This window comes from Enterobacter cloacae complex sp. I1M, from assembly GCF_014982425.1.
GTDB lineage: Bacteria > Pseudomonadota > Gammaproteobacteria > Enterobacterales > Enterobacteriaceae > Enterobacter > Enterobacter intestinihominis.
In genome coordinates this window covers 23,359-35,816 of record NZ_JADCLG010000034.1, presented here as the reverse complement: position 1 = coordinate 35,816, position 12,458 = coordinate 23,359, and the positions used below count along the sequence as shown (strand labels likewise).

The 12,458-nt window shown below is 58.8% G+C and carries 11 protein-coding genes; all 11 read right to left on the bottom strand.

All coding sequences use genetic code 11. From position 1 onward, the window contains the following. Positions 1-251 (bottom strand): contractile injection system protein, VgrG/Pvc8 family (locus INF86_RS18880; protein WP_227414824.1); only part of this gene is annotated, 251 nt, incomplete at its 3' end. A gap of 84 nt (positions 252-335) precedes the next feature. After that, complete coding sequence (locus tag INF86_RS18875; RefSeq protein WP_022648397.1) at positions 336-752, bottom strand: hypothetical protein; 417 nt, start codon at positions 750-752, stop codon at positions 336-338. A gap of 52 nt (positions 753-804) precedes the next feature. Further along, positions 805-1,566 (bottom strand): ankyrin repeat domain-containing protein, encoded by a 762-nt coding sequence (locus INF86_RS18870; protein WP_023300316.1) that lies wholly within the window; start codon positions 1,564-1,566, stop codon positions 805-807. Beyond that, positions 1,563-3,029: a phospholipase gene (locus INF86_RS18865; RefSeq protein ID WP_193543801.1), complete on the bottom strand. Its 1,467-nt coding sequence runs from the start codon at positions 3,027-3,029 to the stop codon at positions 1,563-1,565. The genes INF86_RS18870 and INF86_RS18865 overlap by 4 nt, the downstream gene beginning before the upstream one ends. A gap of 25 nt (positions 3,030-3,054) precedes the next feature. Continuing rightward, a complete protein-coding gene (locus tag INF86_RS18860; RefSeq protein WP_023306450.1) occupies positions 3,055-4,488 on the bottom strand; it encodes a serine/threonine-protein kinase in 1,434 nt (477 codons plus the stop codon). A gap of 24 nt (positions 4,489-4,512) precedes the next feature. After that, a complete protein-coding gene (tssH, locus tag INF86_RS18855) occupies positions 4,513-7,128 on the bottom strand; it encodes a type VI secretion system ATPase TssH (protein ID WP_063138102.1) in 2,616 nt (871 codons plus the stop codon). 38 nt (positions 7,129-7,166) lie between these two features. Further along, positions 7,167-8,210 (bottom strand): type VI secretion system baseplate subunit TssG, encoded by a 1,044-nt coding sequence (gene tssG / locus INF86_RS18850; protein WP_022648402.1) that lies wholly within the window; start codon positions 8,208-8,210, stop codon positions 7,167-7,169. Beyond that, a complete protein-coding gene (gene tssF, locus INF86_RS18845) occupies positions 8,207-10,078 on the bottom strand; it encodes a type VI secretion system baseplate subunit TssF (protein WP_063146339.1) in 1,872 nt (623 codons plus the stop codon). The genes tssG and tssF overlap by 4 nt, the downstream gene beginning before the upstream one ends. Positions 10,079-10,080: 2 nt before the next feature. Next, a complete protein-coding gene (gene tssE, locus INF86_RS18840; protein ID WP_015570336.1) occupies positions 10,081-10,644 on the bottom strand; it encodes a type VI secretion system baseplate subunit TssE in 564 nt (187 codons plus the stop codon). Next, positions 10,637-11,449, bottom strand: coding sequence for a type VI secretion system accessory protein TagJ (locus tag INF86_RS18835; RefSeq protein WP_063150107.1), 813 nt, complete (start codon positions 11,447-11,449; stop codon positions 10,637-10,639). The genes tssE and INF86_RS18835 overlap by 8 nt, the downstream gene beginning before the upstream one ends. 9 nt (positions 11,450-11,458) lie before the next feature. Next, on the bottom strand, positions 11,459-12,445 hold the full coding sequence (locus tag INF86_RS18830; RefSeq protein WP_193543800.1) for a hypothetical protein: 987 nt from the start codon (positions 12,443-12,445) through the stop codon (positions 11,459-11,461). Positions 12,446-12,458: the final 13 nt, after the last annotated feature.

Sequence of the window (12,458 nt, the reverse complement as noted above, 5' to 3'; positions counted from 1 at the left end):
GTGCCCGTCAGCTCCACGGCACTCACCGCCACGCGCGTCACCTTGCCGTTGATATAGCGGGGGGTAAGCAGGTTCTGGGTGGGGATGGTCACCGTGACCGGCTGACCGAGCAGCCTGCTGCGGTCAATGCGCGCATCCGTGCCGAGCAGGGTCAGCGTCAGCGCGAACGACTCCGACATCGCCTCGCGGCCGGAGAGTTTCCAGAAAAGCAGCCCCTCAACCGGGAGCTGAACGGTAATTCGGTTGAGCATAATCTTTATTCCGTAATGGTTTATGCTGAGAGTATTTTTAACGCAAGGTTTTTTTAAACGTGAATGTTCTGGTTGTTGGCCGTCTTACTCTTTAACCGGGGGCCATTCCCCTTCATATTTATAAATCCACAGGGAATAGATTTTCAGAAACTCTGACAAAAAGAACAAAAAGCCATTTAGCCAGACATTCATCACGCCCGTGAAACTTAACACCAGGGGAAAAAGGGAAACTGAGTAGCGAAATCCAACCAGACGCAGTATTTCCTGGTAGAGCGCCAGTCTTCTCGCGTATAAATTCCGGGCGAAGAAGCACCATGCTGAGGCAATAAAAGAGAGCAACAACAAGAAATCGAGAATAAAGAAAAGAATAACCAGAGCGCTATACCCACCAGCAGACAGCGTGTTCACAACCGTACTGAAGGCGTGTATATCGGAAATAAAAGGGATTCTGTCATGTCGCACGGACTGGGCACAATAGAGCACAATGGCCAGGGCATCCATGCATCCCCAGAAAACGAAAACCTTATCTCTGGCGTTCATGACAGTTGAGCAATCACTTAACCGGCGCGGGTGGCCATTCGCCCCCCTTCTGGATGAGCTTCTCTTTTATTTCGTTTAATTTCTCGTATTGCTCACTGCCTCGGTCAAGTCCATTCAGCGCGTCCGCGAGCGCATTGCTCATCGACCAGCCATTTTTGGCCTTAATTGACGGATCCGCTCCCCGATCGAGCAGCAACAAGACATGATCGTAAGCTTGGTTATCCAGCGCATCAAACACCAGCGTTTTACCCAGTGAGTTGGTTGAGTTGACGTCAGCACCGCGATCGAGCATGGCTTCCAGCGTCTCTGTATTTTTCGCTTTAAGCGACTGGAAGACGATCGGTTCGTGGAAAACCTTATCTTTCACGTTGGGTGAGAGGCCACCGTCCAACATCGCGTCGATCCAGTCCGCACTGTCTCCCTTTAGGGCAAATTCAGCAGGACTGCTTTTTCCCTGCGGTCGAGGCTGGAGCGGATCTGCGCCATCCTTAACTAGCAACGTAATCACCTTTAAATGGCTCGACGTTTTTTTATCATTAATTGCGTTGCCAAGGGCCCAGAAAAGCAGGGTCATATCCTGCTTTCCTGGTTGATTAAGGTCGCTGTCTGGCGCAAGCGTCTTCACCGCATCGACGTCGCCTTCCTCAATCGCTTTCGCCAGTTCAAGCTGCTGGCCGCTGAAGTAGTCCTGTGGATTAAGGTCCATATCCTGCTTACACCCCTGAATCATGAATAAAAAACATAACGCGACAAAAGCCATCAACCCTTTTTTCACAATCGACTCCCGATTATCGAAATATCCTCATCCTTCTGTTGCTCTATGCAATCAATCGCTTGATTAATTCCGTGGCGGTCCAGCGCGCTTCCGGTTCCACCGGGAAGATCATGGGGTATTCCGGCAGCATTAGGGCTCAGCGCAGAGATTTCCTCTTTGAGGATCCACGAAGGGACATGCCCTTTCATCGTTTTCAGATCTTCCCAGGGGTTAACTTCCTGAATCTTCGTCAGCAGTTCACCTTCAACCCGATACGCCTGGATATTATCCGTACTGCCTAATATCTTACCGCCGTATTTTTCTACGGTTCCGGCATTGAGGCCGGCGGCGTTAAACGTCCACCCCGCTTTCCCGCTGCCCATAGAGGTTGCAGAGGCGAGACCACCGCCAAGGGAATGACCGGCAATATCAATATTCTGCCCTGACCTTGCCAGCTCCTTACCGATACTCACGGCCTTTTTATAATAATCTGAAGCCATACCCATGCCCTGTGAGAAGTTATTCGACCAGTCAGCCCCGTTTACCACCGGCGCCAGTTCCCCTTTGGTCAGTAGAGAGGAGACATTCTCAGACAGAGAGGCGAAACCAGGCTCGCGCGATCCCCTGAATACCAGCGTGGGGTTCATATCTGCACCAAACACTTCCGGCTTCGGTTGATAGACGCGCGCCAGAAAATTGGGGGACGTATCATCGTCAAAGAGCATGGATTTGTTCAGCCCGAACTTTCCTAACAGCGCATCGTCATTACTGATATCTGTCCATCCCTCCGGCACGCCCGGTGTGGTTTCGAGCGGGTTCACGGTCTTATAAATATTTTCCGCAAGCTTCGCTTTTTCCACCGCGATATTATTCGCTGCCAGACGTTTCGCGGCGATCTGGGCATCCGGATAAAGGCTATTGCTCCCCTTCGCAATCAGATCCTTACGCGCCTGCCAGCGTTCTGCTTTGGTCATCTTCTGAAGCTGCCCGGCATAGGTTTTACCGTCCTTGCCGGGAGTAGGTTCATCCGGCACCTGTGCCGTTTTAGATTTCACTACCTGTTTTGGCAGTACCGTTGGTGCAGGGCGAGATCCGTACGTTCTCACCATGGTTTCGTAGCGGTCAACAATCGTACTCACCGGATACCAGCCCAGGCCGACCAGCGAGGCAGCCTGGAGTTGCCCTTTGGCGTTGATATAAAAAATTTCCGTTACTGATGACCAGTCACGAAAACTTTCGTCAATGGCAACCACTCTGCCCATCTCTAAATCCTTCGCGATCAGCGTGCGGGTATCGCGCCCGGACTGATAAGGATTCGCACCGGTGATCGTGCGCAGCAGATCGTAGCGCGTGAAGAGCGAGCGCAGCGAATGGTCGGGAACCGACATAATCCACTGTCCGGCAACGGACGGGCGGATTATTTTCGCAAACAGCGCTGGCGAGACGTTCTCGTGGAACAGATAGACAAACTTGATGTTATACATTCGCTCCGTCCTGTTACCCGCAGGCTTACGGATTCACCAGCCAGGTGCCTGGCTTCGCAATATCCAGCGTCTGGGTACGCGTTCTTCCATTGCCTTCCAGTTCAATGCGGGTCTCGCCTGCAGGCAGTTTCAGCGATGCGTAACCGTTATTCCCCGGACGCAGCGCTTTCGGCTCGCCGTTCACCTTCAGCGTCTCGCCATCAAGCATGCGGATATAGACCAGCGCGACCGGGCTGGCGTCGACAGGCGACGCACTCTGCTGCGCCGTAGCAGGTGGCGCTACCGGCTCGCTCACGTCGGCCGTTGCTGGTCTGGTTTCCGCTGCGGCGGAGGTTTCAGCCGGAGGGCTCACGGCAGGGGTTTGCGCCGTCTGCGCTGGCGTTTCCTGGCTGCCGCCGCCGAACAGCATCGCACCGGCAACCACCCCAACCAGCACGCCCGCGGCCACCAGCCCCGGAAGCTTGTAACGTCGCCAGTCCAGCGCGGAAGCAGATGTCTCCTCTTCCACCGGCACCAGCATCGTGCCGGTCTTCTTCGCGGTCAGCACCTCGTCGATACCGGCGACGGGCATCTCGATCAGCGCCGCGAACTCCTCGATAGATTGCGGACGGTCTTCCATATGCAGCGCCAGCGCCTTGTCGATGGCCTGAAGCAGCGGAATGGAATACCCCTGCGGCATCAGCTCCACCAGTGGTTTGCAGGTGTCCTGAATCGAACGCACCACGCTGACCGGTGGCGGAGAGCCGACGATGAGGGTGCGCAATACGGCGCCGAGCGCGTAGATATCCGTCCACGGCCCCTGCTCGCTTTCATTGTCGTCGGTATACTGCTCGATAGGCGCGAACCCCGGACGCAGCATGGTTTCCGTCTCATCCGAGAGATTACCGATGGTGCGGCGCGCCGATCCGAAATCGAGCAGCACCGGCAGGCCGTTATCCTGAATCTGAATGTTATCCAGCGAGATGTCGCGGTGCAGGTAGCCCTCATCGTGGATCGTTTTGATGGCGCCGAAGAGCATTGGCAGCATGCGGCGGATCCACGCCTCGTTAATCAGCTCCGGTTTCTCTTCGCGCAGACGCGACAGCGTGGTGCCGCTGTAAAACAGCGTCCCCATATAGGCCGTGTCGTTTTGCACCCAGAAGCGCAGCACGTGCAGCAGGTTCGGGTGGTTAAAGCGCGCCAGCAGGCGGGCTTCCTGAATGAAGCTGTTCAGACCGGCAGAAAACGCTTTGCCGAAGCGCTCGCTGCGCAGCACCAGCGTCATATCCTCGCCGCGCACGGCGAGGGAGGAAGGCATAAACTCTTTGATAGCGATAGTGCGTTCGAGCTGGTGATCCCAGGCGCGATAGACGATGCCGAATCCGCCGCCGCCAATCACCTCTTTTATCTCAAACTCATTGAAACGGTACCCGACCGGGAGCGCGTTTGGGACAGTCCGATTGTTATCATTATCCGTCATCTTTTACAGTTCTCTTGATGATTATTACGCGGCAAACTGACAGTGGAACTCGCCCTGCTCGCAGGTGACATGCAGACGTCGGTATTGCTCGTCGCTGCGGCTGGCGGTAAGTAAAATCTGGCTCATCTGAGGCAGCAACGTATTGGTCAGAATCGCATCCACCATACGCCCGCCCGACTCAACCTCGGTACAGCGCTGAACAATCTGTTCGACCACGCTGTCGTCAAATTCAGAAATAATATTGTGATTCTCTTCCAGACGACGCTGAATGCGCCTGAGCTGAAGACGCACAATCTGCCCCAGCATCTCGTCGCTCAGAGGGTAATACGGCACCACCAGCAGGCGGCCCAGCAGCGCAGGTGGGAACACCTCCAGCAGCGGCTGGCGCAGGGCGCCGCTTAACGCATCAGGATCCGGCATCAGTTCCGGGTCGGCGCACATGGCTGCGATCAGCTCGGTGCCGACGTTAGAGGTCAGAATAATAATGGTGTTACGGAAATCAATGTGACGCCCTTCGCCGTCCTCCATCCAGCCCTTGTCGAAGACCTGGAAGAAGATCTCGTGCACGTCCGGGTGCGCTTTTTCAATTTCGTCCAGCAGCACCACGCTGTAGGGGCGGCGGCGCACGGCCTCGGTTAAGACGCCGCCTTCACCATAGCCCACATAGCCCGGAGGCGCACCTTTTAACGTCGAAACGGTGTGCGCTTCCTGGAATTCACTCATGTTGATGGTAATGACGTTCTGCTCGCCGCCGTAAAGCGACTCCGCCAGCGCCAGCGCGGTTTCGGTTTTGCCCACGCCGGACGGCCCGCAGAGCATAAATACGCCGACCGGTTTGTTCGGATCGTCAAGCTTCGCCCGCGAGGTTTTTACCCGACGGGCAATCAGATCCAGACCGTGACGCTGACCAATAACCCGCTGGTTCAGCGTATCAGCCAGGTTCAGCACCGCGTCGATCTCATTTTTCACCATCCGGCCCAGCGGGATCCCGGTCCAGTCTGAGACCACCGCAGCCACCACGTTTTCATCGACCGCCGCAAACAGCAGCGGTTCGTCACCCTGTAAGGTCTTCAGCGCCTGCTGCTGTTCTGTCAGCTGGCCGCGCAGTTCAGCCGTATCCTCATCACTCGCCGCAAACAGTGCGGCACGCAGACGGATAATTTCCTGCACCCGCGTGCGCTCTTCTTCCCAGCGACGAGCCAGGGCCTCGCGTTGGGTTTCGAACGCGTCACGTTCGGCGCTTAATGTCGCCACGCGCGCCGGATCGCCCGCCCCCACGCGCGCTTCACGTTCGGCAATCTCCAGCTCCACGTCCAGGGCCGCCAGATGACGCAGGCAGTCTTCCAGCTGGGCAGGCGGCGCGCTCTGGCTGACGGCCACGCGCGCGCAGGCAGTATCCAGCAGCGCCACCGCTTTATCCGGCAGCTGACGCGCAGGAATATAGCGATGCGACAGTTTCACCGCCGCGCTGACCGCTTCGTCGAGGAGTAAAACCTGATGATGAGTTTCCAGCGGCGACACGGTGCTGCGCAGCATCAATACAGCTTTCGCTTCATCCGGCTCGTGAACCTGTACGGTCTGGAAACGGCGGGTCAGCGCCGGATCTTTCTCAATGTATTTTTTGTATTCCGCCCAGGTGGTCGCGCCGATGGTGCGCAGTTGCCCACGCGCCAGGGCAGGCTTGAGCAGGTTAGCGGCATCGCCGGTGCCCTGCTGGCCGCCAGCGCCAATCAGGGTGTGGATCTCATCGATAAACAGAATAATCGGCGTGGCGCTGGACTGCACCTCGTTAATCAGCGCCTGGAGGCGCGCCTCAAATTCCCCTTTCATGCCCGCTCCGGCCTGAAGCATGCCGATATCCAGCAGCCACAGCTGAACGTTTTGCAGCGGCTCAGGCACGTCGCCGTCAGCGATACGCAGCGCCAGCCCTTCCACCACTGCCGTTTTCCCGACGCCAGCTTCCCCGGTCAGCAGGGGGTTGTTCTGGCGACGACGCATCAGAATATCGACCATCTGGCGGATCTCTTCATCGCGCCCCACCACCGGGTCAATTTTCCCATCCCGGGCGCGCGCCGTCAGATCCTGACCATACTGCGCCAGCGTGCCCTGCGCAGCCGGTACTGCCCCGGCAGCTGCGTCCGCAGCGGCGGCGGCCTGCTGGCTCTCTTTGCTGCTGGCGCAAATAGCGTCGAACTGCTCGATCAGCACCTCGACGTTAAGACGGGTGAACTGCGCCGAAATACTTTTCAGCACGTTAGCCAGATTCCACGTTTTCAGTATGCCGATCAACAAATGGCCGCCGCGGATGCGGCTGACGCCAAACTTCAGCGAGCCGTAGACCCAGGCGCGCTCGACGGCGCTGTCGATATGCTCGGAAAGATCAGAGACGGAACTCGCGCCACGCGGCAGGGCATCCAGAGCCGCCACGATATCGCGCGTCAGCTGCTGTTCATCAAGGGCGAAGTGACGGATGACCTGTTGCAGATCGCCATCCTGCTGCTGCATCAGCTGATGCAGCCAGTGCACCAGCTCAACGTACGGGTTGCCGCGCAGCTTACAGAAGGCAGTCGCGCTTTCCAGAGAGGTAAATAACAGCGTATCCAGTTTGCCGAAAAGCACGGCACGGCTAATTTCTGACATGTTAGTTTCCATTAACAATGATTCGGTATACGGAAGGATTATCGCTCTGCGCGATACACCAGATCGCCACGCGGAACAGGCTGAGGCTGAAGGCCCAGCCAGGTGTTGTACCCTAATCGCCCGGCGCTGCCGAGCGTGGTGCCCTGCACCGCATCGGCGCGCAGGATCACCCGTGTTTCCCATTCAAATTCCACCCCGGCGTACTGTCGCACCCAGTCGCGCAGCTCGGTGACCCACCCTTCGCCCGGCAGAAAACGGTTGTATTCGTCTGCGCTCAACGGGCCAATCTCAAGACGAAATTTATGCTGCACGTCGCGTACCGCAATGCCAAGAAAAGCGGACTCCCCCATGCGCGGCAGGCGACGCCCCTCACCCAGCTGTGCCTGCTCCCGCGTTGAGAGCGGCATCCACTGCGGTACATTGGCCACCAACCTGACCGGAATGTTGAAATAGTTGCGCAGGATCTTCTCCAGCCCTTCCGGGTCCCGCCCGTGGCGGGTCAGGTGCCCGGCGTGAGTAAAGCGGGCATGCGGGCTCAGGCTGCCTTTCGACATCTGGCCGGGCTGACCCATGCCAATCAGCGATGCAAGATACCCTTCGAAGCGCCTGTTGTCGTCGCGATCCAGTGAAACGGCAGGCTGCGCGTCCGCCCAGGCGCGGTAAAACAGCAGCGTCAGGCGGTGGTGAAAGAGGTCGGCAAACGCGCTGAGGCTGTGATCCTGATGATGATGAATACGCTCGCGGGCATACTCGGTCATGTGCACCGGCAGTGGGCCGTTAGGACCAAACAGGCCGAAGCTCAGAATGGAAACCTCATGCAGTCCGTTCTCTTCCCGCTGCCGGACCTCGGCAACCGTTGACGGCGCAAACCCCATTGAAGGCTGCTGACCAATACGCAGCGGCTCAAATTTAGGCAGCGGCGCGCGCCCCAGCGGGTAACGTTCTCCGCCCTGGGCATCAATACGTCTTAACAGCTGAAACAGATCGTAGCGCCACGGCGTCTCGCGCACTCCGCGCCAGAACGCATCGGGCAGCGGCGTCAGGCGATGCACGCGCAGCGTTGCAGGGGCAACTTCACTCATACCAGCGCCCTTTTACCCATGCGCGGCGCCCAGTAGCCAATTTCGCCGCGCTGCTGGCTCTTGAGCGTGAACTCCGTAAAGCTGTTGATGGAGACCAGGCGGGCAAAAAGGCGTTCCAGCACGCTGCCGAAAAGCCACGGGCTGGCACCGGAAAAGGCGCGTTCGTCCACCGTCAGGGTGATGCCGATCCCGCGGGCGAACACCACCGGGCCGGGTTCCGGCACGCGGCGGTGCACCGGCTCCAGCACGCAGTGACGAACGCCATCCACCTGACGGGCAACCGGCGTCTCGGCGAGGTTAGCGTACAGCCCTAACAGCTGACGCAGCGCGGCAGCGCCCTCTTCGTTTTCGCTGTCCATCAGGCTGAGGTAGTTCATTTGCAGCTGGCTGATGAGCCGCCAGGTACTGAACCCTTCCGCCAGCGCCGGACGCGGCGGCGTCGGGCCTTTACGCAGGGTTAACGCCTTCACCGGCATGGAGTCGGCCATAATAAACTGCCCAAGCTCCTGCTGGAGCATCAGCGGCAGGTCGCGGCTGGTACACAGCACCTCGGCGGAAATGTAGCGCAAATTCTCCTGCCACGGCGCGTGCTGCGCATCCACCAGCGAGACGAAGACCTCCGAGCCGATATAGCCCGTACGGGTGCCGTAGCGCAGCGCGTGTTCAGAGAGGACGCGCTGTTCACGGCGCAGGGAAAAATAGGCGCCGTAGTTGCCCGCGTCTCCGCTCCAGGTACTCCAGAACGGACGAAACGTCTGGTCGTCCCGCTGACCATCCGCACTGGCATAGATTTTTTTCACAGCATAAATTTCATAATCCAGCGGGCGGATGTTATCGACCACCAGATGGTATTCATGCTGGCTTTCGCTCAGCTTCTGCCGGGCCGCCACTTTCGGGAACAGGTTGATCACCGGCGTACAGTGCAGCGCCATGTGGCTGGCTTCCACCACGCGCTCCAGCTGATCGTCGCTCTTGTCGAGCAGAACGAAGATATCAAACGCTTTTTCGTCTTCGCAGCGCTGGATCAGCTTGCCCAGCCCGCTCAGGCTGATGAAGCGAAAACGCGCCGGGAACGCAAAGTACTCCTGCAACAGGCGATAGCCGTCGAAGTTACGCAGATCGTCCGGGAGCAGCGCCTGATCCGCATCAAAGCCTTCCTGACGCAGGGCGTCAGACGACAGCAGCTGGCGCTGGGGCTGCTTGCTGACCGTCTGGCAGACAATACCCGCGTGGTGCTCCATCACCAGCTCCAGCAGCTTCAGCGCCTCGATGTCCGGGCCGCTTAAGAAGAACTCCAGGCGGTCAAAATCCAGGTGCCCAAGATGCTGCGGGCCATCGCAGGCAATGCGGATCCGTAAGGCGCTGCTGATCCCCCGCTGGCTCAGGCCGAGCTGGGCCAGCGGCAGATCGGCGGGAACGCCGCCCAGCTCGATCCGCTCAATTTTTAACGGCAGCAGGTTGACCTCGTGCGCCGTGGTATAGCTGCACGTAACGCCGGTTTTTTTCAGCGCCAGGCTGTCCATCATGGTGCCGCGCGGCACAATAAAGCCTTTGCTCAGGTCGCCCCGGCTGCTGTCGGGCTGAATCTCAGCGATCGCCATCGACGGCGTAGGCGCCAGGTAATTTGGCGCAATCATCTCCAGCATACGCTGTGAAAAGCGTGGAAATTCGGCGTCCATTTTCATCTGCACGCGGGAGGTCAGGAAGGCGAAACCTTCCATCAGGCGCTCAATGTACGGATCCGCCACTTCGATGCCGCGCATGCCGAGCCGCCCCGCCACTTTTGGGTAGCGTTCGGCGAACTCCGCGCCCATCTCGCGCAGATAGGCCAGTTCACGGTTGTAATATTCGAGCAGTTTGCTTTCCATAATTACCCCGCATCCTTCAGTTCAAAATGACCGTTCTCAAGATCGACGTCGGTGCGAAAGAGAAACTCCAGCGGATACGGTACGCACCACAGGCGGCCTTTGATTTCGATAGACAGCACGTTGTGCAGATCTAATGAGGAGGTATCGGACACGCAGCGAACCTGAAGCCCCTGCGGCAGGATCCGCGGTTCAAAGTTAATAATCGCTTCGGTGAGCTTGCGCTGAATGTCGTGCCATTCGATATCGGACATTCTTTTCCCCGCCAGCGGCGCCACGCCAAAGTTAACGACGGAACGGCTCACCTGCGTCAGACCACTCAGATCGCTGGAGGCATCGTGGTTAATGGTGTTAAACAACCACTGTAAATCCCGCAGGACGTTACGACGCAGCGCGGCGTGGGTAATCAGATTACTGTTGGCGGACTCGCGTTTTTTTTCCGGATCGTTATCCGTCAGGCGATCCAGCAGTGACGGCTGCATTTTGTCGCGCGCCCCCACTTTCTCCTGTCTGCTGCGGGCCTGCCAGCCGCTGCGCAGCAGATCGCCTTCGCCAGCGGGATTACTCATCCGCGCCATCCGCGGCGAACGTCACCAGGCTCAGGGTGAGCAGCGGGCTTTCGCTTTGCTCGCTCAGCCAGGCTTTCTGCCCCATGCCTTCATACAGGGTGCCGTCATCGTCGAGTGGAAGCCACTCGGTGGTGCGCCCCAGCTTAACGCTGTCTGGCGCTCCGTCAGCAAACGGATAACGCGCCGGGATCTGACACACCTGCTCGGTGCCGTCCGTGAGGCGGACCAGCGCATGACGCCACACCAGATCGGTCACGCTGGCCGGAGCCTGAAAACGGATCGTGTCGATGGCGCAGAACGGCACCCAGAAATAGCGGCCGTTGACCAGGGTTTCACACACCGGCCCCAGACGGGCATCGCCGTCCATCAGCCATTCAAAGGTGTGGCTCTCTTCATTCTCCAGCGTGACCTGCCCGCGGCTTGCCGGGGCCTGTTCGAGTGCTGCCAGGCGCAGCGTTTGCGCATGCCCTGCGCTTTCGCTCAGCGCCTGGGCTAACGTCGTCAGCCACGGCCACTGCGCCTCGGGCATTGCCGGTCGTACCTCTCCCGCGAACACGCGCGCCCGCTGCTGTTCACCCTGAATGGCCTGCTCCAGCAGCGTTACGGTTGGTTTTGCCTGCGGCTTCAGCGCCAGCCAGCTTTTCAGCTGGGTCAGGGCGCGCGCCCAGTTGCCGCTGAGGATCAGAAACTGCACAAACGCAGCGCGCAGATCGGCATCCGCCGGACGAGCTTTGATTTCGGCTTCCAGGCGAAGCAGCGCGTCGCTAATCGACTCACCCGCCAGACGTTGATAAAGCGTATTCATAGCCCCTCCTTAATTCGCCGCGCGCCAGGCGCCCACAGCCGGATCGCGTAGCTGCGGACGCAGCGTGTCAATCAGAACAACGTTCAGCTCCGCGCCCGGTGCAACCCATGCGCTCCAGATCTTCTTCACCTCTGCGATACGCGCCTGGAGTCTGGCGTCGTCGCTGGCGATCTCACGGGTGATTTCCACCGCCACCGTGCCGTTGCTCTTCCAGCCGTTCAGGGTGCTGTCGTACGGCAGGATCATCCAGCTCTGGTCGCTGTGCGGGGTGCTGAAGACCATGCGCTCTTTGTTGACGGAGGTGATCAGCGCCTTTTCAGGATCGACCGCGTTGTTCAGTCCCATCACCGGGAAGCCGTGAATGTAGGTGACCGGAATCGCTTTCTGCGTCCCGTTACGATTCTGCGTCACCACGGTGTGGCCGCTGAGCCAGCTGCCGTTGCCGCAGCGAGTGGTGTCGGAATCGGGAATAAACAGCGCTGGCGCGGAGGAACCGCCCTCCCAGAAGGTGCGCAGGTGGCAACCGTCCTGAAGGGTGAACTCCTGCCATGGCGTACGATCTGCCGCCACGGTGTGCGTCTCCGGATTCTGGTCAGGCGGTAGCAGCGCGCCTGAGGTGGTGGTCGTTGCCGCCGCCGTTTCCTGCTGTTTCACCACCAGCGCCCAGTCCTGCGCTTTAGCCGCTGTGCCCCGGGCAAGCGTCGTGCCTTCCGGATCGTTAAGCGTCCAGTTCAGGGTATTCAGCTTGCTGCACTGGTGCTCCAGCAGCGAGCCAAGGCGCGGCACGAAGTTTTCCAGCACAGAAACCTCTTTCTTGCCGTTCGCCACGATACGCAGCGCCACGTCCGCCTTACACCAGCTTTGCGGCGTATTGTCTTTAATGTTGTCGATCCAGATATCCAGCTTCTGCGCAGGAGACTGCACGATGCGGAAGTTTTCAGCCTGTGCGGTGGTCGCCACCGTCAGAAGAGCCAAACCCGATAGCCAAAGTTTCATATCAATCCTTGTG